Source organism: Pseudomonas sp. BIGb0558 (assembly GCF_024807515.1).
GTDB lineage: Bacteria > Pseudomonadota > Gammaproteobacteria > Pseudomonadales > Pseudomonadaceae > Aquipseudomonas > Aquipseudomonas yamanorum_A.
In genome coordinates this window covers 296,861-318,398 of sequence record NZ_JANUEW010000002.1, presented here as the reverse complement: position 1 = coordinate 318,398, position 21,538 = coordinate 296,861, and the positions used below count along the sequence as shown (strand labels likewise).

Below are 21,538 nucleotides of genomic sequence, written 5' to 3'. Positions count from 1 at the left end.
CTCCCGCCTTTTTTGGGGCTGCTACGCAGCCCAACGGGAGCAAGCTCCCTCGCCACATACGGGGTACATCCCGCCCCTGATGGATGTTAAATAATGAAACAGAAAAAAGCCCAATGGCCCTGGCACCTGCTGACGGTGCTGGTGCTGGTCGGCCTGGCCGGCGCGTTGTATTACGCCACCTCGCTGATGTCCTACGAATGGCGCTGGAACCGTGTTCCGCAGTACTTCGTCTACCAGGCAGAAGAGTCCCAGCGGGCGTCGGACATTTCCACCGTCAGCGAGTTGGTGCGCAAGGGCGATGTAGCTGAAGTCACCCTGCGTAACGGCGAGGGCAACGAACAGCACCTGACCGTGGCCGAGAACAGCCTGCAAGTGGCCAAGGACGATGACGTGGCCGAGGGCGATGTGATCGGCGTCACCCGGCATTGGGCGGCGGGCCCGTTGTTGTGGGGTTTGTGGACCACGTTGTGGCTATCGGTGGTGTCCGGGGTGCTGGGCCTGTTGATCGGCCTGGCGACCGGGTTGTGTCGCTTGTCGAATAACCCGACTTTGCGCGATCTGTCGACGATCTACGTCGAACTGGTACGCGGCACGCCGCTATTGGTGCAGATCTTCATTTTCTATTTCTTTATCGGCACGGTGCTCAACCTGTCCCGGGAATTCGCCGGGATCGCCGCGCTGTCGTTGTTTACCGGCGCCTATGTGGCCGAAATCATTCGTGCCGGCGTGCAGTCGATTGCCCGTGGCCAGAATGAAGCGGCACGTTCTTTGGGGCTCAGTGCCGGCCAGTCGATGCGCCATGTGGTGTTGCCGCAGGCCTTCAAGCGCGTGTTGCCGCCGCTGGCCGGGCAATTTATCAGCCTGGTGAAGGACACGTCCCTGGTGTCGGTGATTGCGATTACCGAACTGCTGAAAAGCGGCCGTGAAGTCATCACTACCTCGTTTTCGCCGTTCGAAATCCTGTTCTGCGTGGCAGGCCTGTACCTGCTGATCAACCTGCCGCTGTCGAAAATCGCCAGCCGGCTTGAGCGGAGGCTCGCGCAAAGTGATTGAAGTCCGCGATCTGGTAAAAGTCTTCGACACCCGTGGCCACGTAGTCCGCGCGGTGGATAACGTGACCACGCAGGTGGCCAAGGGTGAAGTGCTGGTGGTGATCGGCCCGTCCGGCTCCGGCAAGTCGACGTTCCTGCGTTGCCTTAACGGCCTGGAAGAGTTCGATTCCGGCTCGGTGAGCATTGACGGCCTGCAACTGGCAGACCCGAAGACCGACGTGAACGCTTATCGCCGGGAAGTCGGCATGGTGTTCCAGCACTTCAACCTGTTTCCTCACATGACCGTGCTGGAAAACCTCTGCCTGGCGCAAAAAGTCGTGCGCAAGCGCGGCAAGAAAGAGCGCGAGGCCAAGGCCCTGGCGCTCCTGGAAAAGGTCGGCATCGCGCAGAAAGCCAACGAATTTCCGTCGCGGCTTTCCGGTGGCCAGCAGCAGCGCGTGGCGATTGCCCGTGCGCTGGCGATGGAGCCCAAGGTGATGCTGTTTGACGAGCCCACCTCGGCGCTGGACCCGGAAATGGTCGGCGAAGTGCTGGACGTGATGAAGACCCTGGCCCTGGAAGGCATGACCATGGTCTGCGTTACCCATGAAATGGGTTTTGCCCGGGAAGTGGCCGATCGGGTGCTGTTCTTCGATCACGGCAAACTCCTGGAAGACGCCGCTCCGGCGCAATTCTTCGATTCGCCGAAGGATCCTCGGGCCCAAGCCTTTCTGCGTCAGGTTCTGTAAAACGCTTCTTGTGGCGAGGGAGCTTGCTGTGGCGAGGGAGCTTGCTCCCGCTGGGCTGCGTAGCGGCCCCAAAATCCTGGGAGCGCTGCGCACTCCAGCGGGAGCAAGCTCCCTCGCCACAGCAAGCTCCCTCGCCACAGCAAGCTCCCTAGCCACAGCAAGCACCCTCCCCACAGTCGGCAGCGGGCTTCTTCAGACCTTGAACTTGCCCACCCACACCTGCAAATCCGCGCCCAGGCGCGCCAGTTCGACACTGGCCGCCGCCGTCTCCTGGCTCGCGGCCGAGGTCTGTTCCGACACATCCTTGACCTTCAGCACACTGCGGTTGATCTCCTCTGCCACTGCGGTCTGCTCTTCGGCAGCGGCGGCAATCTGTGGGTTCATCTCCTGGATAACCGACACGGTCCGGGTGATACCGGCCAAGGCATCGCCTGCGCGACGGGTCAGTTGCACGCTGTTGTCGGTGAGGCTGCGGCTGCTGTCCATGATGTCCGCAACCTGCTGCGTACCTCGGTGCAGGCCGCTGATCAGTTCCTCGATTTCCTCGGCCGATTGCTGGGTGCGTTGCGCCAGGCTGCGCACTTCATCGGCGACCACGGCAAACCCTCGGCCGGCCTCGCCGGCGCGGGCCGCTTCGATCGCTGCGTTGAGGGCCAGGAGATTGGTCTGCTCCGAGACTGACTTGATCACCTCCAGTACGCTGCCGATCTTCCGGCTCTCCTGTTGCAACCCTTGCATGGCCTGGCTAGAACGGAGCATCTCCTGAGCCAGCTGCTCAATCTGGGTAATGGCCTCGGCGACCACCTGATCACCCTGGCCCGCCTGTTGGTCTGCCTCGGCAGCGGCCAGTGAAGCTTGCTCGGCATGGCGCGCGACTTCCTGGGAGGTGGCGAGCATTTCGTTCATCGCAGTGGCCACCTGTTCCGTTTCCTGTTTCTGCCCATCGACCCCGGCGCGGGTCTGTTCGGTGACGGCAGACAGTTGTTCGGCGGCACTGGCGATCTGTTGGGCGCTGTCGCCGATGCCGCTGATCAAGCCCCGCAGGTTGAGGGTCATTTGCCCGATGCTGCGCTGCAACTGCCCCAGTTCATCCTGACGTGAGGTCTGGATGTCGTGGCTCAGGTCACCTTCGGCAATCCGGTTGGCCACGTGGAGGGCCTGGCGCAGCGGCGCGACGATCTGGCGGGCGATCAGCCAGGCGGCCACGATGCCGAGCAACAGCGCCAGCGCGCTGACGTTGAGCAGCAGGGTACGGGCGAGGCCGGCCTCCGTGTCACGTTTGGTGGTTTGGTCCTGGCTCAACAGGTCGCTTTGCTTGAGTAACTGATCCACCCATTGCTCAAGCTGGTTCTGGGTGGTTTCGGTGGTCACTTGGGCCTCCTTGAGGCGTGTCAGGTGAGTCCGAAAGCCGAGCAGTGCGGTTCTAAGGGCGCTGGCATCAACCGGTAGCGCGCTTACAGCCGCTTGAGCGCCATCCAGCGCCAGCAGCGCATCATTCAGGCCGTTGGCATAGGCGTCCAGTGACGCGGCGGCCCAAGCGGGGCTTTGGGCGCGGTCCTCGGCTTGCTCCATGGCCCGGCGCAATTGTTCTACGGCGTCGAGGGCCTTTTCGTCGTCCTGATTGGGCAGGTTGCTGGACAGTTCAGAGAGGGTGTCACTGCTCTGGACTGAGCTGCGCTTGAGCTGTTCGCGGGCGTTCTCGCGTTGTTTGGTCAGCCCCTCCAGGCCGCTGAGGGCCGTTTTGAAGCTGGTGACAAAGCGTCGGCTTTCCTGCAACTGCTGCTGATTGATCAGGTCGGTAAATCGTGGGGAAAGATCCACCAGAAACTGGTCGATCTTGTCCATGTGCTGCTCGATCTTGGACAGGCTGGCGGGGTCGTTGAGCGTGCGATAGACAATGCGATCAGCACGCAGCTCTTCACCGACAACGGCTAATTGCGAGAGGGTCGTGAGCTTTTGTGAGCGATTGAGTGAGGCGTTCAAGGCTTGCCAGCCCGTTGCCGCGATGATGAGGCTGAGGCTAAGCACCAGGCCAAAGCCCAGGGCAAGTTTGACGCTGATGCTGATGTTTCCAAGCAGGCGGGTCAGTGGACGAAGCATGTGGACCTCCAACGAATAAAAGGAGCGTTTCGAGCGTCCGGCTGAAGAGGTCAGGAGGAGTTGAAACGCTACTTTTATTCGGCGCCAGGTGTGTAATCCACGACCTGAAAAGCGCGTAGGAAATTTCACAAGTTGTCGTGGCGGCGGCCCTGATGGCCGCCGCGCGCGGGTCAGACCTTGAAGCGGCCTACCAGGGTTTGCAGGTAAATCCCCAGCCGTGCCAGTTCAGCGCTGGAAGCGGCGGTTTCTTCGCTGGCTGCCGAGGTCTGCTCGGAAACATCCCGCACGTTAAGCACGCTGCGGTTGATCTCTTCAGCCACGGCGCTTTGTTGCTCGGCGGCGGTGGCGATCTGCTGGTTCATCGCCTGGATGGTCGAGACAGTGCGGGTGATGTTCTCCAGGGCGTTGCCGGCCCGGCGGGTCAGCTCGACGCTGCTGTCGGTGAGGTTGCGGCTGTTGTCCATGATGGTCGCCACTTGCTGGGTGCCACTTTGCAGGCCGACGATCAGCTCTTCGATTTCCTCGGTGGACTTCTGCGTGCGCTGGGCGAGGCTGCGCACTTCATCGGCGACCACCGCAAAACCGCGCCCGGCTTCACCGGCACGGGCGGCTTCAATCGCCGCGTTGAGGGCCAGCAGGTTGGTTTGCTGGGCCACGGACTTGATCACGTCCAGCACGCTGCCAATCTTGTCGCTCTCGCGCTTGAGATGGCCCATGGCTTCGGTGGAGTTGCCCACCTCGCTGGCCAGGCGCTCGATCTGGGCGATGGCTTCACCCACCACCTTGTCGCCTTCGCGGGCCTGCTGGTCGGCGGCGACGGCCGCCTCAGAGGCTTCTTCGGCGTTGCGGGCGACTTCCTGCACGGTGGCGGCCATTTCGTTCATGGCGGTGGCCACCTGGTCGGTCTCGACCTTCTGGCTGTTGACCCCGGCGCTGGTCTGCTCGGTGACGGCCGACAGTTGTTCGGCGGCGCTGGCGATCTGGGTGACGCCGTCGCTGATACCGCCGATCAGTTCCCGCAGGCCTACGGTCATGCTTTGCATGGACCGCTGCAGTTGGCCCAGCTCATCGCGGCGTTCGGAGATCAAATTGTGGCTGAGGTCACCGGCCGCTACCCGCTCGGCGACTTTGAGGGTCTGGCTCAGCGGGATAACAATCTGTCGGGTGATGGCCCAGGCGGCGAGTATGCCGAAGGCCAGTGCCAGGGCGGTGGCCAGTAGCAGCAGGTTCTTGGCGTGGGCGGTGTCGGTGTCACGCACCACGGTTTGCGAGAGGGTGAGTTTATTGCTGCGGTCGAGCAGGATATCGCCTTGCTCGGCCATGATTTTCGTCGCGGCAGCGGTAGCCACCTGGGAATCGCGGTATTGGCTGACGGCAGAGCGGTAGGCCTGCAGTGATACGCTGGCCTCCTGCAGGTTGGCCTGGTATTGCTCGGGCAACTGGCCGTTGAGGTCGGTGATTTTTTTCAGGGCGTTGTCGATGGCGTCCAGGGCTGGCTGTTCGGCTTCGACCTTGCCGCTGTAGGTGTAGCCACGCACCTGGAAGCGCGCCTGCTGGATCAGTTTGCTCAGGTCGACCACGCTGTTGAACAGGGTGACGCTGTCGCCTTGCAGCAGGGATTTTTCCACTTCGTTGGTTTTTGCCACGGCGTTGTCGGCGGTATCGCCCAGCTTGCTGCGGGCGCCTTCACGCTTGAGGCCGGCCTGGACCATGGTGCCAAAGGCTTTTTTGTATTGGCCCAGGGCGTCCTGTTGTTGCTCCACGAGGAGCTTGTCGTCGGGTTGCTCGATCAGCTCTGCGGCGGTTTTCAGGCCGGTGTCCAGTTGTGTGATCAAGTCGTTGACCGCGCCGGTGCCTTGTTCGCCACGGCGCATTTCGAAGTCCAGGCGCGCCAGGCGCAGGTCCTTGGTCAGCCCGTTGAGGCTGGAAATATAGCCCAGCTTGTCGCCGCGGCTGATCACGCCACTCAGGCCGGTCCAGCCGGTAAAGGTGATCAGCAGGGTCAGGATCAATACCAGGCCGAAGCCTATGCCCAGCTTGCGGTTGACGCTTACATTCCCCAGTTTCTCGGCTAACCAACGATACATGCTGCGAACTCCCCTGGAACAAGGCTTGGACTTATTCAGAGGCTATCGGCAGGGACATTGGATTCTGTAGGCGGGATGGCGTTTGTGGTGAGGGAGCTTGTTGTGGTGAGGGGGCTTTAGTGGCGAGGGAGCTTGCTGTGGCGAGGGAGCTTGCTCCCGCTGGGCTGCGTAGCGGCCCCAAAATCCTGGGAGCGCTGCGCACTCCAGCGGGAGCAAGCTCCCTCGCCACAGCAAGCTCCCTCACCACATTGGGATTTAGAAGAGTCTTGAGAGCAGCGCGGTAACAGCGGTTTCGACCCTCAGGATGCGAGCCCCCAGTTGCACTGGCTGCAACCCGGCCTTGGCCAGCAGATCCACTTCATAGGGAATCCAGCCGCCTTCCGGCCCGATGGCCAGCGTCACCGGCTCATCCAGACCGCGAGGGCAGGGTGGATAGTCACCTGGGTGGCCAATCAGGCCGAGGGTGCCTTGCGCCAGCGCCGGCAGGCGGTCTTCGACGAACGGTTTGAAGCGCTTTTCGATCACGATCTCGGGCAGCACGGTGTCCCGGGATTGTTCCAGGCCAAGGATCAGTTGTTCGCGAATCGCTTCCGGCTCCAGGAAGGGCGTCTGCCAGAAGCTCTTTTCCACGCGGTAGCTGTTCACCAGCACCACCCGAGGCACACCCATGGAGGCCACGGTTTGCAGCACCCGGCGCAGCATCTTCGGGCGGGGCAGGGCCAGTAGCAGGGTCAGGGGCAGTTTGGCCGGCGGCGGCTGGTCGAAGGTCACTGCCAGTTCGGCTTCCTGAGACTCCAGGCGCAGCAACTGAGCATTGCCCATCAGCCCGCCAATGCGCCCGACCCGCAGGCTGTCGCCTACCGCGGCACGGTGGACTTCCTGCATATGCACCAGGCGCCGATCACGCAGCACCACCCGGTCGGCCGCGATAAAGTCGGCCTCCTCAAGCAGCAGCAGGTTCACGGCTGGGTCGCTGGCGGCTGGTCGTCGTCGGCGGGTTGGTCATCCGGGTGATCGCCACGCTTGCTCACCAGGCTGCCAAACAGGATGCCAATCTCGAACAGCATCCACATCGGCACGGCCAGCAACGTCTGGGAAAAGATGTCCGGCGGCGTCAGGATCATGCCGACCACGAAGCAGCCGATGATCACGTACGGGCGGATCTTCTTCAGGTATTTGACGTCGACCACGCCGATCCACACCAGCAGCACCACGGCCACCGGGATTTCGAACGCTACGCCAAAGGCGAAGAACAGCGTCATCACGAAGTCGAGGTAGCTGGTGATGTCGGTCATCATCTCCACACCGGCCGGGGTGGCGGCGGCGAAGAACTTGAAGATCAGCGGGAACACCAGGAAGTACGCGAAGGCCATCCCGGTGTAGAACAGCAGGATGCTCGACACCAGCAGTGGCACGGCGATGCGTTTTTCATGCTTGTACAGGCCCGGCGCGATAAAGCCCCAGATCTGATGCAGGATCACCGGGATCGCCAGGAACAGCGAGACCATCATCGTCAGCTTCAACGGCGTGAGGAACGGCGACGACACGTCGGTGGCGATCATCGTCGCGCCGGCCGGCAAGTAATTGCGCAGCGGCGTGGAGACGAAAGTGTAGATCTGCTGGGTGAAGGCAAACAGTCCGGCAAAGATGATGAAGATCGCCGCGACACAGCGCAGCAGGCGGGTGCGCAACTCGGTGAGGTGCGAGACCAGTGGCATGTGCTGGTCGGTTTCCGGTTTATCAGCGCTCATGGGGCTCGCGGCGGCAATGTAGGGTCGTGGGGCGCGGGCGACACGGCAGGCGTCGGCGCGGGTTCGGTCGGGGTCACGGGCGCTGCGGGCGCAGGCTCGGCGGCGTGCACGGGGTCAGCGACCGGTGCAGGCGCGGGCGCGGCAGCCGGTGCAATCGAGTGCTCGGCCACAGGTTCAACCGGCTTGGGCGTTTCCTGTACCGGCGAGAGAATCTTCCGTGCCTCTTGCTCCAACGACAGAATGTGTTCGTTGTGCAGTTGCCGGCGAATCTCGTCGGCGCCGATTTCCCGTTCAACTTCCTGTTTGATGGCGTTGAAACTGCGTTTCAGGCGCCCGATCCACAGGCCGGCCGTGCGCGCGGCACCGGGCAGGCGTTCCGGCCCCAGTACCAGCAGGGCCACGAGGCCGACGAGCAGCAGTTCAGAGAAGCTGATACCAAACATTATTCAGTACTCACGAGTCTTTTTGGTTCTGCTCTTTGACGTGCTCGGCCTGTACGTCGAAGGTGCGACGTTCAGTGATCGGCTGAGTGGCCTGCGGGTGCACAGGCTGCGCCGGTGGCACCGGGTTGACGACCGGGTCGGCAGGCTTTTCGTCGTCGTTCATGGCCTTGCGAAAGCCCTTGATCGATTCACCGACGTCGGTGCCGAGGTTTTTCAGTTTCTTGGTGCCGAACACCAGCACAACGACCACAAGAATGACGATCCAGTGTTTCCAGTCAAAAATGCCCATGCTGCAATTCCTCTGTAAAAGTTGGTCAGGCGGACGGGCGCGAGGCCTTTTCGGCATGCCCGGACAAGCCGAAGCGACGGTCCAGTTCATCAAGCACTGCCTGTGGATGCTGCCCCAGTTGGGCGAGCATGACCAGACTGTGGAACCACAAGTCGGCAGTTTCGTAGATCACGTCGCTGCAGTCGCCGCTGATTTGCGCGTCCTTGGCAGCAATAATTGTCTCGACGGATTCTTCGCCGAGTTTTTCCAGAATCTTGTTCAGCCCCTTGTGGTACAGGCTGGCGACATAAGAGCTGTCAGCGTCCGCGCCTTTGCGGTCTTCCAGCACCTGGGCCACACGGTTGAGGGTATCGCTCATGGTCAGTGTCCTGCCGAATAGATAGCGTGCGGATCTTTGAGTACGGGCTCGACGGTCTTCCACTCGCCGTTTTCAAACACGCGGTAGAAGCAGCTGTGACGGCCGGTGTGACAGGCGATGTCGCCAATCTGTTCGACCTTGAGGATCACCACATCGGCGTCGCAGTCGATGCGCATCTCATGCAGGGTTTGCACGTGCCCGGACTCTTCGCCCTTGCGCCACAGTTTGCCACGGGAACGTGACCAGTAAATGGCGCGGTTCTCGGCGGCGGTCAGGCTCAGGGCCTCGCGGTTCATCCAGGCCATCATCAGCACGCGCCCGGTCTTGTAGTCCTGGGCAATGGCCGGCACCAGGCCGTCACTGTCCCACTTGATCTCGTCCAGCCAGTCTTTCATTTTCGGCTCCGGCAATTTGCGACAGTGTATAACCGGATTGGCTATCGACGCACGATCAGATACACGCCCACGGCGACCATAATGCCAGCCGGCCAATGGCCCAGTTCATTCAGCGGACCGCCGGCGGCCAGTATCGTACCGCCCACCAGGTGCGCGGCGCCCAGCAGGCGCAGGAACCAGTCGTCCTTGCGCTTGTGCCACGGCGGCGCCGGGTCCTTGGCGTGGGGCTGGGACATGCGCTCCAGCAGGTCGCGGGTCATGTTGGCCAGGTGCGGCAGTTGCTCGACCTGGCTTTGCAGGTTGCCCAGCAGGGTTTTCGGGCTGACACGGTCACGCATCCAGCGCTCGAGGAATGGCTGGGCGGTGTTCCACAGGTCGAGGTCCGGGTAGAGCTGGCGGCCCAGGCCTTCGATGTTCAGCAGGGTCTTTTGCAACAGTACCAACTGCGGCTGCACTTCCATATTGAAGCGCCGCGCGGTCTGGAACAGGCGCATCAGCACCTGGCCGAAGGAAATATCTTTTAACGGTTTTTCAAAGATCGGCTCGCACACGGTGCGGATCGCCGCTTCGAATTCGTTGAGTTTGGTTTCTGCCGGCACCCAGCCCGAATCGATGTGCAACTGCGCCACGCGGCGGTAGTCACGCTTGAAGAAAGCGAACAGGTTGCGCGCCAGGTAATCCTGGTCTTCGGGGGTCAGGCTGCCGACGATGCCGCAGTCGATCGCAATGTACTGCGGGCTCCACGGGTTCACGGTGCTGACGAAGATGTTGCCGGGGTGCATGTCGGCGTGGAAGAAGCTGTCGCGGAACACCTGGGTGAAGAAGATTTCCACGCCGCGCTCGGCGAGCATCTTCATGTCGGTGCGCTGGTCGGCCAGGGTCGCGAGGTCGGTGACCTGCACGCCATAGATGCGCTCCATCACCAGTACTTTCGGGCGGCACCAGTCCCAGTAGACTTGCGGCACATACAGCAACGGCGAGCCTTCGAAGTTGCGTTTGAGCTGGCTGGCGTTGGCCGCTTCACGCAACAGGTCGAGTTCGTCGTAGATGGTTTTTTCGTAGTCGAGCACCACGTCCACCGGGTGCAGCAGGCGTGCATCGGCCGAGAAACGCTCGGCAGCGCGGGCGAGGATGAACAGCCACGCCAGGTCCTGGCCGATGATCGGCTTGAGCCCCGGGCGAATCACCTTCACCACCACTTCTTCGCCGCTTTTGAGCTGCGCGGCATGCACCTGGGCCACCGAGGCCGAGGCCAGCGGGGCGATGTCGAAGCGGCTGAACACTTCGCTGATTTTCTTGCCGAGCTGTTCTTCGATCAGCGTAACCGCCAGTTGCGAGTCGAACGGCGGGACGCGGTCCTGCAACAGCATCAGCTCGTCGGCGATGTCTTCGGGCAACAGGTCGCGGCGGGTGGAGAGGATCTGCCCGAACTTGATGAAGATCGGTCCCAGGTCCTGCAACGCCAGGCGCAGGCGGGCGCCACGGCTCAGGTCGAGGGTTTTGCGCGGGAACCAGCGCCACGGCAGCACATAGCGCACCGCCAGCAGAAACCACGGCAGCGGCAGGGCGAACAGCAGGTCATCGAGGCGGTAGCGGATTACGACGCGCTGGATACGAAACAAACGGCGGACGGCGAGCAGCTTCATGCGTTATCGCTTGAATCAAGGGAGCGGCTCAGGCGCTCGAAGCGCGCCTCAAGTCGTTCCAGGTCGAGTTTGGCCTGGTCGAGTTCGCGAAAGCGCGCTTCGGCTTCCCGTTGTCCGACCAAGGTGCGCGATTCTTCGCTCAGGTATTCGGCGAGGTTCTGGTTGAGGCTGGCGAAACCTTGCTGGTACCAGCGCGTACGGCTGCGCAGGTGACCACTGATCAGTTGCGTGGCCACCGGGCCGAGCCAGCGTGACAGCTCGTATTCCCAGTCCAGTTCCAGGTCTTGCAGCACGGCGGCCAGGTCCATCAGCACCGCGCTGTCGCCTGTGAGCGTAACGTCGGGGCCGTGGAGGATCGCCGTCTTGTCCCGGCTCATGGCCAGGCGCAGCAGGCTTGAGCCGGACGCACGCAGGGTGCAGTCGGCATCGGCGGCCCAGTGGGACGCCAGCAACAGGCCTTCATCGTTGGGCAGGATAAACAGCTGCAAGGCGGGGCTGGTGCAATCGACGGCGATGATCTTGCCGTTCAGGTGCGCCAGCCGCGCCAGGGCGGTGCTGTCCAGGCGCAAGACACGGTTGAGGCCGTGTTCAACGCTGGCGAGAAGGCCCGCGAACAACATCAGGGCTTGATGCCGCGGTGCAGGGCGACGATGCCCGAGGTCATGTTGTGGTAGGTCACGCGGTCGAAACCGGCCTCTACCATCATCGACTTCAGGGTTTCCTGGTTGGGGTGCATGCGGATCGATTCGGCCAGGTAGCGGTAGCTTTCGGCGTCATTGGTGATCAGCTTGCCCATCAACGGCATGAAGGCGAACGAGTAGGTGTCGTAGACCTTGGACATCAAAGCGTTGGTTGGCTTGGAGAACTCCAGCACCAGCAGGCGGCCGCCGGGCTTGAGTACGCGCAACATGGAGCGCAGGGCGTCTTCCTTGTGGGTCACGTTACGCAGGCCGAAGGCGATGGTCACGCAGTCGAAATGGTTGTCCGGGAACGGCAGCTTTTCAGCGTCGGCCTGGACGAACTCGATATTGCCCGCCACGCCTTTATCCAGCAGGCGATCACGACCGACCTTGAGCATCGAGCCGTTGATGTCGGCCAATACCACCTGGCCGGTGGGGCCCACCAGCTTGGAGAACTTGGCGGCCAGGTCGCCCGTACCGCCGGCGATATCCAGCACGCGGTTGCCGGTGCGTACGCCCGACAACTCGATGGTGAAGCGCTTCCACAGGCGGTGCATGCCGCCGGACAGCACGTCGTTCATCAAGTCGTACTTGGCGGCTACCGAGTGGAACACCTCGGCGACTTTTTCCGCTTTCTGGCTTTCCGGGACGTTCTTGAAGCCGAAGTGAGTGGTGGGTTCGGCATCGCTGCCTTTGCGCTGATCAGTCATATCGCTGTCACCAAAAGAGAATGGGGGCATTCTAATCCCCAAGGCATGCTTTGTCTTGGCAAGGCTGAAGGTAAGATAGGTGGCCACCGAGACCTTTTGCCGCATGGCGGGTCGACAAGTCTCTATAACGAGGAGTCATTCAAATGGCCCGTATACAGGTTGAACGTGCCCACACACTGGGCAAAGACGCTGCCCGAGAAAAAGCCGACAAGTTGGCGAGCAAACTCAAGGAGCAATATGGCCTGGAGTCTTCGTGGGCCGGCGACACACTGAACCTCAAGCGCTCGGGAGTTAAAGGCACCGTTAAAGTGGCTGAAGATTCCCTGCGCATCGAAGTGGAACTGGGCCTGTTGATGTCGGCCATGAGTGGCACCATCAAGTCCGAAATCGAGAAGGCACTGGATAAAGCCCTCGCCTGATTTTCGACCTTCTTAGGGTGCCGATTCTAATTTTTCTGCCTACTTTGTGCCCAAGCCCTCAACTTCTGTGGGCAGTTCCTCCCCCCTTTATGCGTGAGGTGCACCATGGCCAAAGTTATTTTGAAGAAAAAAATTGCTACCGGAACTAACACCCTGAGCGAGGTTAAAACCTATGCCCGCAAGATCTGGCTGGCCGGTTTGGGGGCTTACGCCAAGGTCGGCAGCGAGGGCGCCGAGTACTTCAAGGAACTCGTTAAGACTGGTCAACATGTTGAAAGTAAAGGCAAAAAAGTTGTGATTGAACAACTTGATGCTGCCAACAGTCAGATTGATCAAGTCAAGAGCGAAGTCTTCGGCGTCAAAGGTCGAGTCGAAGTGCAACTGGATAAAGTTGAAAGAGCTTTTGATAGTCGTGTTGGAAGTGCCTTGAATCGGATCGGCATTCCGTCTAAACATGACGTGGAGACACTCTCTGCTAAGCTCGATGAGCTGACGGCATTGCTCGAACGTGTCGCGCGTAAACACTAAGGAGACAACGGGATGGCTGTTAAAAAGACTACTGATAAAGAAGGCAGCTCGTGGATCGGGGAAGTTGAAAAATACTCCCGCAAGATCTGGCTGGCTGGTTTAGGCGTGTACTCGAAGGTGAGCAGTGACGGCGGCAAATACTTCGAGACTTTGGTTAAAGACGGCGAGAAGGCCGAGAAGTTGACCAAGAGCACAGTGGGTAAACAAGTCGATGCGGCAAAGGCTTCCGCCGGTTCTGCCAAATCACGTATCAGCGACAAGTGGGGCGAACTGGAAGGGGCTTTTGACAAGCGCCTGAACAGTGCCATTTCGCGACTGGGCGTGCCTAGCCGTACTGAAGTGAAAGCGCTGCACAGCAAAGTCGATACTTTGACCAAGCAAATCGAAAAACTCACCGGCCTTAAAGCTGCGCCAGTCGCGGCTAAAACGGCAGCGGCTAAACCGGCTGCCAAGCCTGCGGCTAAAACTGCAGCGGCCAAACCTGCTGCAAAAACCGCCGCCAAACCTCTGGTCAAGGCCGCCGCCAAACCGGCAGCCAAGCCAGCGGCCAAGGCGCCTGCCAAAGCTGCTGCAAAACCGGCTGCCAAGCCTGCGGCTAAAACCGCAGCGGCCAAACCGGCCGCCAAGCCTGCCGCTAAACCAGTGGCCGCTAAAGCAGCTGCAAAACCTGCGGCTAAACCCGCAGCCAAGCCGGCAGCAAAAGCAGCAGCCAAGCCAGCGGCTAAAACCGCTGCCGCCAAACCTGCTGCATCGAAGCCTGCTGCCAAGCCAGCCGCTGCGAAACCTGCAGCCAAGCCGGTTGCTGCCAAGCCCGCCGCCAAGCCTGCGGCTGCAAAACCTGCAGCGGCCAAGCCAGCTGCAAAACCGGCCGCGGCCAAGAAGCCTGCCGTAGCCAAAAAACCAGCAGCGCCAAAGCCAGCGGTAGTGGCCAAGCCTGCAACTCCAGCGCCGGCGACCAACTCGGTCACTCCACCGACGCCTGCTGCTACCTCGACTGCAACGCCGGCAACCCCGGCGCCTACCAGTCAGTCCTGATTTTTGCAGGACATATAAAAACGCCCGGCCTGCGAAGGTCGGGCTTTTTTGTTTGTGATCCACTGTGGGAGCAGGCAAGCCAGCTCCCACATTGATTGGGGTGTTTGTTAGTCCGAGTCGTCCAGGTAACGCAGCGCCAAACGCTCCGTCGCCAACCTCGCCGGCATCAGCAAATGCGGGGCCACCAGCATCATGATCTGGTACACCACCACCCGCACCTCACCTTCGCGGTCGAGAATTCGTTGGTAGTCCAGGGAAAACAGCAGGGTCATGGTGATCTGTTCCACCAACTGCCCCAATGCCTGGGTATCACTGACCAATTGCCCGTCGGTCTTGAGCCGGGCCAGCAATGAGGCCAGCGTGCGCTTGAGCGACGTCAGCAGGTTGCGAATACCCTTGGCCAGTTTCGGCAAGCGTCCCGCCAGGTTCGACAAGTCCTGGAACAGAAACCGATAGTGCGCCATGCGCTCCACGATCAGGTGCAAAAACAGCCAGTAATCCTCGGCCGCCAGTTGAGCGTCCTCAGGCGGGTCGAGCAACGGTGCCAACTCGGCCTGGAAGCGCTCGAACAGCCCGAGCACCAGCGGCTCCTTGCCATGGAAGTGGTAATAGAGATTGCCGGGGCTGATTCCCATTTCATTGGCCACCTCCATGGTCGACACGTTCGGCTCGCCCTTGTGGTTGAACAACTGCAAGGCACATTCAAGGATACGGTCGCGGGTCTTCATCCAGTCTTCTTAAAATCGTCGTTGGGCTCAGCGGACTCGCACATAGGTGCCCGGGGCCGCTTCCATCGGTGGGTAATTCTGGTTGCCCAGGGCGGTCAGGGTTTCGCGCTGCACGCCGGAGCGCTGCTGGATCCATGCCAGCCAATTGGGCCACCAGCTGCCTTCGACATGATCGGCGTCGTAGTACCAGGCGCGCGGGTCGCTGCTCAGCTTGAGGTTCTCGACGTAGTTGGCCTTGGGGTTGCCCGGCGGGTTGAGGATGCTCTGGATATGCCCGCTGTTGGACAGAATGAAACGCTTGTCGCCGCCCAACAGTTGGGTGGAGCGGTACACCGCATCCCACGGTGTGATGTGGTCGTTGATCCCGCCCACGCTGAAGCTGTCCACCGTGACCTTCTGCAAGTCGACGGGGGTGCCGCAGACTTCCAGGCCACCGGGATGGCTCAGCGGGTTGTGCTTGAAGAAGTCCAGCAGGTCGCCATGCAGCGCGGCGGGCAGGCGGGTGTTGTCGTTGTTCCAGTACAGGATGTCGAACGCCGGCGGCTCCTTGCCCAGCAGGTAGTTGTTGATCCAGTAATTCCAGATCAGGTCATTGGGGCGCATCCAGGCGAACACCTTGGCCATGTCCCGGCCGTCGAGCACGCCTTGTTGGTAAGAGCGGCGCTTGGCGGCTTCCAGGGTCTGTTCGTCAGCGAACAGTGTGGCCGGGCTGTCTATCTGGCTGTCCAGCAGGCTCACCAGGTAGCTGGCGCTGGAGATGCGGCGTAACTGGCGCTTGGCCTGCAGATGGCCTTGCAGTGCGGCGATGGTCAAGCCTCCGGCACAGGCGCCCATCAGGTTGACCTCGCGGGCACCGGTGATTGCGCGGCACACGTTCAGCGCTTCTTCCAGGGCGGCGACGTAGGTGGAGAGGCCCCATTCCCGATGCCGCACATCCGGGTTGCGCCAGCTGACCATGAACACCTGCAGGCCATTTTTCAGGGCGAACTGGACGAAGCTGTTGTTCGGGCTCAGGTCGAAAATGTAGTACTTGTTGATTTGCGGCGGCACCACCAGCAGCGGCTTGGCGTACTGTTTTTCGCTCATGGGCTTGTACTGGATCAGCTCCAGCAGCTCATTGCGAAACACCACCGAGCCGGGGGTGGTGGCGACGGTTTTGCCGACTTCGAAGGCCTGTTTGGTGACCTGGCGCGGCAAGCCGTTATTGTGCAGCAGGTCGTCGAACAGGTTGCTGACGCCACGCACCACACTGTTGCCGCCAGAGTTGAGCAGCTCCTTGATTGCCAGCGGATTGAGCAACGTGTTGGACGGCGACACTGCATCGTTGAGCAGGGCAAAGGCAAAGTGCGCCCTCGCCCGGTCGTCGGCGCTGAGGTTGCTGTCGTCGATCCAGTGACGGGTTTGTTTTTGCCAGCTCAAGTAGGCTTGCAGGCTGCGCCGGTAAAACGGGTTGAGCTGCCAGGTGGGGTCGGCGAAGCGGCTGTCCGCCGGGTTCGGCTCGTGCACCGTTTCCCCCAGCAACACGCGGCCCAATTGCCCGCCCAGCTTCAGGGCGTGACGGGCGGTGTGCACCGGGTTGCGCAGGCCGTGTGCGGCGACGCTGCGCAGGGTCGACAGCAGATCCCGGCCGCGCAGGCCGGTGATCGCACTTTCAATATTGATGAACGCGGCGGGTGTGGGCACCGGGTTCGATACGGGTCTTTCTCGCATGCGCCAACACTCCTTCGTCAAGCCATCAACAAGCACGCCAATTCAGAACCATAGTCGGTTCTGGCCAAGTTGCGCGGTGCGGTCGTCCTGACCGCCACCGTCTAAAGCGCGGGTTGCGGGTGAATCACCGCCCGCAGGCGTTCCTCCTGGAGAAACTTCATGATGATCGGCGCCACCGCCTCGGCCCGGGTAATCAGGAACAGATGACCGTCGTCGATGATGTGCAGTTGGGCGTTGGGAATGCGCCAGGCCAGCATGCGCATGTTGATCAGCGGGATCAGCGGGTCGTCATCGCCGGCCAGTACCAGGGTCGGCTGCTTGATCTTGTGCAGCCAGTGGATGCTGGTCCAGCCAAGCCCGGCGAACAGTTGCCAGTAGTAGCCCAGCTTGCCCGCCGAGCGCACTTTGCTGGCGTGTTCGGCGGCCAGTTTCGAATCCCGACGGAATGAGCCGCCGTAGATCATCGGCGCAATGCGCACCACGTGGGACGGCTGGATATAACGCCGCGGGCTGGCCATCAGCCACAAGACTTTGGGTTTGCCCGGCACCATGAAGGCACCGGCGGCGGTGGCGGCGAGGATCAGTTTCTTGCAGCGTTCCGGGTAGTCATAGGCAAACTGCTGCGCCAGTGCCCCGCCCCAGGAAACCCCCACGGCGTTGACCTGGCCATAGTCCAGGTAATCGAGCATGCGTGCGGTGAGTTTGGCCAGGCCAGGAAAGCGGTAAGGCCGGCTGGGGGTCGACGAGCCGCCGACTCCCGGTACATCAAAGGCAATCACTTCCAGGTCCGGGTCCAGGGCCTGGACGAACGGAAACACCAGCTCAAGGTTGGCGCCGATGCCGTTGAAAATCAGCAGCGGCGTCAAGTGAGGCTTGCCCGGGCGTACCGCCGTGCGGATGGCTTGGCCATCCAGGTCGATGGTACGGAAGATGAACGGTTGCGGCATGCTCGTACCCTGTGAAATGGCGCTATTTCCCTGCCGGAAAACGGTCAGTGTGGGAGCTGGCTTGCCTGCAATGCAGGCGCCGCGGTGTATCTGGCACACCGAGTTGATGCCATCGCAGGCAAGCCAGCTCCCACAGTTGATCCCGTTCCAGCCTACCTTTCGTGTACGTAAGTGCCCGGCGCCGCTTCAGCCGCTGCGTACGCTTTATTGCCCAGTGCTGTCGGCGCTTTCTTCAGCTTGCCCGACCGCTCCGCCTGCCACGCCTGCCAGTGCAGCCACCACGAATCGGTGTGCTTGGTGGCGTTCTCCTGCCAGTCCAGGGCCTTGCCCGGCATCGTATCGCTGGTCTGGTAGCGCGACTTGGGGTTGCCCGGCGGGTTCAAAATGCTCTGGATATGCCCGCTGCTGGACAGCACAAACTCCACCTTGCCACCAAACAGCTGCGCCGATTTGTAGCAGGACTGCCACGGTGTGATGTGGTCGTTGGTGCCGGCCAGGGAATAGATATCGGCGGTGACCTGTTTCAGGTCGATCGGCGTGCCGCATACCTCCAGGGCATTGGCGCGCACCAGCGGGTTGTTCTTGAACAGTTCGATCAGGTCGCCATGGAATGCGGCCGGCAAGCGGGTGGTGTCGTTGTTCCAGAACAGGATGTCGAACACCGGCGGCTCGTTGCCCAGCAGGTAATTGTTGACCCAGTAATTCCAGATCAGGTCATTGGGGCGCATCCAGGCAAATACCTTGGCCATGTCGCGGCCTTCCAGCACGCCGGCCTGGTAGGAATGGCGCTTGGCCGCTTCCAGGGTCTGCTCGTCGACGAACAGCGCTACCTGGGTGTCCAGGGTGGTGTCCAGCACGCTCACCAGCAGAGTCAGGGCGTTGACCTTCTTCTCCCCCAGCGCCGCGTAGTGGCCCAGCAGGGCGGTGCAGGTGATACCGCCGGAGCAGGCGCCGAGCATGTTGATGTCTTTGCTGCCGGTGATTGCGCTCACCACATCGACCGCTTCTTTCAGCGCCTCGATGTAAGTCGACAGGCCCCACTCGCGCTGGGCCTTGGTGGGGTTGCGCCAGCTGACGATAAACGTCTGCTGGTGATTGCGCAGGCAGAAGCGCGCCAGGCTCTTGTCCGGGCACAGGTCGAACACATAGAACTTGTTGATCTGCGGCGGCACCACCAGCAGCGGGCGCTCATGCACCTGTTCGGTGATCGGCTTGTACTGGATCAGCTCCAGCACATCGTTGCGAAACACCACCGAGCCTTCGGTGGTGCCCAGGCTCTTGCCCACTTCAAAGGCGCCCATATTGACCTGGCTCGGCATGCCGCCGTTATGCACCATGTCTTTGGCGAGATGCGACAGGCCATCCAGCAGGCTTTTACCGCCGGTCTCAAAGAAGCGTTTGACCGCCGCCGGGTTGGCCGCGCTGTTGGTGGGCGCCATGGCTTCGGTCATCAGGTTGATGACGAAGTGGCCGCGGCTGATGTCGTGTTCCGACAGGTTGCTGTCACCGATCCAGTCGTGCAGCTCCTTGCGCCACGCCAGGTAGGTTTGCAGGTAACGTTTGTAGAGCGGGTTCTGGGTCCACGCCGGGTCGTTGAAACGGCGGTCGTCGGCCTCGGGTGTCAGCTGTGATTTGCCGAACACCACGTTCTTCAATTCGACGCCAAAATGCGCGACGTGCTTGACGCTGTGCAACGGTTGTTTGATGGCCTGGGTCAGCACCATCCGAGCGGATGCCAGTAAATCCTTTTTCCGTAACGCGATGATCGGGTTCAGCCCCAGGGTGTTTTCCGAGGCCTGGCGTTTCAAGTCATCGTTGTTCTTGTTACTCATCTACGACGCTCCATTGTCCGACAGACGAGTACCGGGTACCGCTGTGTACCACTACTTGCCACACAGCACAGCCTGGTACTACTGCTCGGGTGACCGTTAATACCGCATCGTCAAATGCAGGGAACTTGCCAGTTCCATTGGTTACCCGAGTTTAATTTTTTTCGCAAGCGGGCCAATCGTTGGCCACGACAGAGGGGCATTCAAGCAGATGGAATTAGAAAATGCCCACTAATGAGCAAAAGGCCTGAGCTAGAGCATCAGCCGCACGACCGACTGGCTCGGGTCGCGGGTTTTTCCGGCGGCTTTCAGCTCGGCAAGATAATCCGCCCACAGCGCGTCCTGACGCACGGCAAGTTGATAGAGGTAGTCCCAGGTGAACAATCCGCTGTCATGACCGTCATCGAAGGTCAATTTCAGTGCGTATTGGCCGGCGGGTTCGATCTTGGTCAAGCCGACATTGAGCTTGCCGAATTGCAGGATCGGTTTGCCGTGGCCCTGGACTTCGGCGGAGGGGGAGTGCACCCGCAGGAATTCGGCGGGCAACTGATAAACCTCATCGGGGCCGTAGGTGAGGCCCAGGGTCTTGGAGGCTTTGTGCAGGTTGATGGCAGTAGGCAGTTTGGTCATGACGGGATCCGAGCAGATCATGTAGGAGCCCGGCTTGCCGGCGATGGCGACCTTGAAATCGCCATCGCCGGCAAGCCGGGCTCCTGCAGGGGGTTCACATGACCTACAGGATATAACGAGACAGATCTTCGTTCTGCGCCAATTCGCCCAGGTGGCTGTTGACGTAGTCGGCGTCGATCTTGATCGCCACACCATTCTGCGCGCCCGCCATGTCGCCGGCACTGAAGGACACTTCCTCCAGCAGGCGCTCAAGCAGGGTGTGCAGGCGGCGGGCACCGATGTTCTCGGTCTTCTCGTTGACCTGCCAGGCAATCTCCGCCAGACGCTTGATACCATCCGGCAGGAACTCTATCCCCAGGCCTTCGGTTTTCAACAGCTCGCGGTATTGCTCGGTCAGCGACGCATGCGGCTCGCTGAGGATGCGTTCGAAATCGCCCGGCGTCAGCGCTTTCAGCTCCACCCGAATCGGCAGACGGCCTTGCAGTTCCGGCACCAGGTCGCTTGGCTTGCTCAGGTGGAACGCACCGGAGGCGATAAACAGGATGTGGTCAGTCTTGACCATGCCCAGCTTGGTGTTGACGGTGCAGCCTTCGATCAGCGGCAGCAGGTCGCGCTGCACACCTTCGCGAGAGACGTCGACGCCGCCGGAATTGCCGCGCTTGGCGACCTTGTCGATCTCGTCGATAAACACGATGCCGTGCTGCTCGACCGCTTCCAGGGCCTTGGCCTTGAGTTCTTCCTCATTGACCAGGCGCCCGGCCTCTTCGTCGCGCACCAGTTTCAGCGCGTCCTTGACCTTGAGCTTGCGGCTTTTCTTCTTGCCCTTGCCCATGTTGGCGAACAGGTTCTGCAACTGGCTGGTCATTTCTTCCATGCCAGGCGGTGCGGAGATGTCGACGCCGGACACTTCGGCGACTTCGATCTCGATTTCCTTGTCGTCCAGTTGGCCTTCACGCAGGCGCTTGCGGAACAGCTGGCGGGTGTTGGAATCCGAGCTCGGCGCGGCGTCTTCGTTGAAGCCCATGCGTGCCGGTGGCAGCAGGGCGTCGAGGATGCGCTCTTCGGCGGCGTCTTCGGCGCGATGGCTGACCTTGGTCATTTCCTGTTCGCGCAGCAGTTTCAGCGCCGCGTCGGCCAGGTCACGAATGATCGACTCGACGTCACGGCCTACGTAGCCCACTTCGGTGAACTTGGTGGCTTCGACCTTGATGAACGGCGCGTTGGCCAGCTTGGCCAGGCGTCGGGCGATCTCGGTTTTACCGACACCGGTCGGGCCGATCATCAGGATGTTCTTGGGGGTTACTTCAACGCGCAATTCTTCGGGCAGTTGCATCCGGCGCCAGCGGTTACGCAGGGCGATGGCAACGGCGCGCTTGGCATCGTCCTGGCCGATGATATGGCGATTGAGTTCATGGACGATTTCGCGGGGAGTCATGGACATAGTAATTGGCGGTCCTCAAGCGGGAATAAGCC

Annotated in this window: 22 protein-coding genes and 1 pseudogene; 5 read left to right on the top strand and 18 right to left on the bottom strand. The window is 61.2% G+C overall.

Annotated elements, in window-relative coordinates; all coding sequences use genetic code 11:
• The first annotated feature begins 93 nt into the window (after positions 1–93).
• The gene (locus tag M2400_RS04735) at positions 94–1,053 is read left to right on the top strand and encodes an amino acid ABC transporter permease (RefSeq protein WP_093202652.1); all 960 of its coding nucleotides are present in this window, start codon (positions 94–96) and stop codon (positions 1,051–1,053) included.
• Positions 1,046–1,780 carry an amino acid ABC transporter ATP-binding protein gene (locus tag M2400_RS04730; protein WP_177041081.1) on the top strand — a complete coding sequence of 245 codons (735 nt, stop codon included), beginning with the start codon at positions 1,046–1,048 and terminating at the stop codon, positions 1,778–1,780. Before M2400_RS04735 ends, M2400_RS04730 begins: the two co-directional genes overlap by 8 nt.
• A 192-nt stretch (positions 1,781–1,972) precedes the next feature.
• Here M2400_RS04730 and M2400_RS04725 read toward each other — a convergent pair whose 3' ends face one another.
• The 12 genes and pseudogenes from M2400_RS04725 to ubiE all read right to left on the bottom strand — a co-directional run bounded on the left by M2400_RS04725 (position 1,973) and on the right by ubiE (position 12,239).
• Positions 1,973–3,880: a methyl-accepting chemotaxis protein gene (locus tag M2400_RS04725; RefSeq protein WP_177114297.1), complete on the bottom strand. Its 1,908-nt coding sequence runs from the start codon at positions 3,878–3,880 to the stop codon at positions 1,973–1,975.
• Positions 3,881–4,050: 170 nt separating this feature from the next.
• Positions 4,051–4,764 carry a methyl-accepting chemotaxis protein gene (locus M2400_RS33475; protein WP_371318573.1) on the bottom strand — a complete coding sequence of 238 codons (714 nt, stop codon included), beginning with the start codon at positions 4,762–4,764 and terminating at the stop codon, positions 4,051–4,053.
• Positions 4,765–4,908: 144 nt separating this feature from the next.
• Positions 4,909–5,967 (bottom strand): annotated as a pseudogene (locus M2400_RS33470) (methyl-accepting chemotaxis protein); the annotation flags it as partial.
• A gap of 255 nt (positions 5,968–6,222) precedes the next feature.
• A complete protein-coding gene (locus M2400_RS04715) occupies positions 6,223–6,930 on the bottom strand; it encodes a 16S rRNA (uracil(1498)-N(3))-methyltransferase (RefSeq protein WP_177114293.1) in 708 nt (235 codons plus the stop codon).
• On the bottom strand, positions 6,927–7,718 hold the full coding sequence (tatC, locus tag M2400_RS04710) for a twin-arginine translocase subunit TatC (RefSeq protein ID WP_003209295.1): 792 nt from the start codon (positions 7,716–7,718) through the stop codon (positions 6,927–6,929). The genes M2400_RS04715 and tatC overlap by 4 nt, the downstream gene beginning before the upstream one ends.
• Positions 7,715–8,161: a Sec-independent protein translocase protein TatB gene (gene tatB, locus M2400_RS04705; RefSeq protein ID WP_177041089.1), complete on the bottom strand. Its 447-nt coding sequence runs from the start codon at positions 8,159–8,161 to the stop codon at positions 7,715–7,717. The genes tatC and tatB overlap by 4 nt, the downstream gene beginning before the upstream one ends.
• Before the next feature lie 10 nt (positions 8,162–8,171).
• Positions 8,172–8,450 carry a twin-arginine translocase TatA/TatE family subunit gene (locus tag M2400_RS04700; protein ID WP_017478213.1) on the bottom strand — a complete coding sequence of 93 codons (279 nt, stop codon included), beginning with the start codon at positions 8,448–8,450 and terminating at the stop codon, positions 8,172–8,174.
• A 25-nt stretch (positions 8,451–8,475) separates the two neighbouring features.
• The gene (locus M2400_RS04695; protein WP_003209299.1) at positions 8,476–8,808 is read right to left on the bottom strand and encodes a phosphoribosyl-ATP diphosphatase; all 333 of its coding nucleotides are present in this window, start codon (positions 8,806–8,808) and stop codon (positions 8,476–8,478) included.
• Positions 8,809–8,810: 2 nt separating this feature from the next.
• A complete protein-coding gene (hisI, locus tag M2400_RS04690; RefSeq protein ID WP_010169173.1) occupies positions 8,811–9,203 on the bottom strand; it encodes a phosphoribosyl-AMP cyclohydrolase in 393 nt (130 codons plus the stop codon).
• A 41-nt stretch (positions 9,204–9,244) separates the two neighbouring features.
• The gene (gene ubiB / locus M2400_RS04685) at positions 9,245–10,849 is read right to left on the bottom strand and encodes a ubiquinone biosynthesis regulatory protein kinase UbiB (protein WP_177041091.1); all 1,605 of its coding nucleotides are present in this window, start codon (positions 10,847–10,849) and stop codon (positions 9,245–9,247) included.
• On the bottom strand, positions 10,846–11,469 hold the full coding sequence (locus M2400_RS04680) for an SCP2 domain-containing protein (protein WP_259195241.1): 624 nt from the start codon (positions 11,467–11,469) through the stop codon (positions 10,846–10,848). The genes ubiB and M2400_RS04680 overlap by 4 nt, the downstream gene beginning before the upstream one ends.
• A complete protein-coding gene (gene ubiE / locus M2400_RS04675) occupies positions 11,469–12,239 on the bottom strand; it encodes a bifunctional demethylmenaquinone methyltransferase/2-methoxy-6-polyprenyl-1,4-benzoquinol methylase UbiE (RefSeq protein WP_003209306.1) in 771 nt (256 codons plus the stop codon). Before ubiE ends, M2400_RS04680 begins: the two co-directional genes overlap by 1 nt.
• Positions 12,240–12,382: 143 nt before the next feature.
• Between ubiE and M2400_RS04670 the strand changes: the two genes are divergently transcribed.
• The 3 genes from M2400_RS04670 (at position 12,383) to M2400_RS04660 (ending at position 14,221) form a co-directional block, all read left to right on the top strand.
• On the top strand, positions 12,383–12,658 hold the full coding sequence (locus M2400_RS04670) for a polyhydroxyalkanoic acid system family protein (RefSeq protein WP_008439272.1): 276 nt from the start codon (positions 12,383–12,385) through the stop codon (positions 12,656–12,658).
• A gap of 105 nt (positions 12,659–12,763) precedes the next feature.
• Positions 12,764–13,186 (top strand): phasin family protein, encoded by a 423-nt coding sequence (locus tag M2400_RS04665; RefSeq protein WP_177041095.1) that lies wholly within the window; start codon positions 12,764–12,766, stop codon positions 13,184–13,186.
• A gap of 12 nt (positions 13,187–13,198) precedes the next feature.
• Positions 13,199–14,221 carry a phasin family protein gene (locus M2400_RS04660; protein ID WP_177076030.1) on the top strand — a complete coding sequence of 341 codons (1,023 nt, stop codon included), beginning with the start codon at positions 13,199–13,201 and terminating at the stop codon, positions 14,219–14,221.
• A 107-nt stretch (positions 14,222–14,328) separates the two neighbouring features.
• On the opposite strand, the gene M2400_RS04655 is transcribed toward M2400_RS04660, so the two are convergent.
• The 6 genes from M2400_RS04655 to hslU form a co-directional block, all read right to left on the bottom strand.
• Positions 14,329–14,949 carry a TetR/AcrR family transcriptional regulator gene (locus M2400_RS04655; protein ID WP_177076032.1) on the bottom strand — a complete coding sequence of 207 codons (621 nt, stop codon included), beginning with the start codon at positions 14,947–14,949 and terminating at the stop codon, positions 14,329–14,331.
• Between the two features lie 27 nt (positions 14,950–14,976).
• Positions 14,977–16,659: a class II poly(R)-hydroxyalkanoic acid synthase gene (gene phaC, locus M2400_RS04650; RefSeq protein WP_177041100.1), complete on the bottom strand. Its 1,683-nt coding sequence runs from the start codon at positions 16,657–16,659 to the stop codon at positions 14,977–14,979.
• A 101-nt stretch (positions 16,660–16,760) separates the two neighbouring features.
• Entirely contained in the window at positions 16,761–17,606 is an 846-nt protein-coding gene (phaZ, locus tag M2400_RS04645) for a poly(3-hydroxyalkanoate) depolymerase (RefSeq protein WP_003209316.1), read from the bottom strand.
• 152 nt (positions 17,607–17,758) lie between these two features.
• Positions 17,759–19,438, bottom strand: coding sequence for a class II poly(R)-hydroxyalkanoic acid synthase (gene phaC, locus M2400_RS04640; protein WP_177041103.1), 1,680 nt, complete (start codon positions 19,436–19,438; stop codon positions 17,759–17,761).
• Between the two features lie 249 nt (positions 19,439–19,687).
• Positions 19,688–20,065, bottom strand: coding sequence for a gamma-butyrobetaine hydroxylase-like domain-containing protein (locus tag M2400_RS04635; RefSeq protein ID WP_017478232.1), 378 nt, complete (start codon positions 20,063–20,065; stop codon positions 19,688–19,690).
• A 103-nt stretch (positions 20,066–20,168) separates the two neighbouring features.
• The gene (gene hslU / locus M2400_RS04630) at positions 20,169–21,506 is read right to left on the bottom strand and encodes an ATP-dependent protease ATPase subunit HslU (RefSeq protein WP_177041107.1); all 1,338 of its coding nucleotides are present in this window, start codon (positions 21,504–21,506) and stop codon (positions 20,169–20,171) included.
• Between the last annotated feature and the right edge of the window lie 32 nt (positions 21,507–21,538).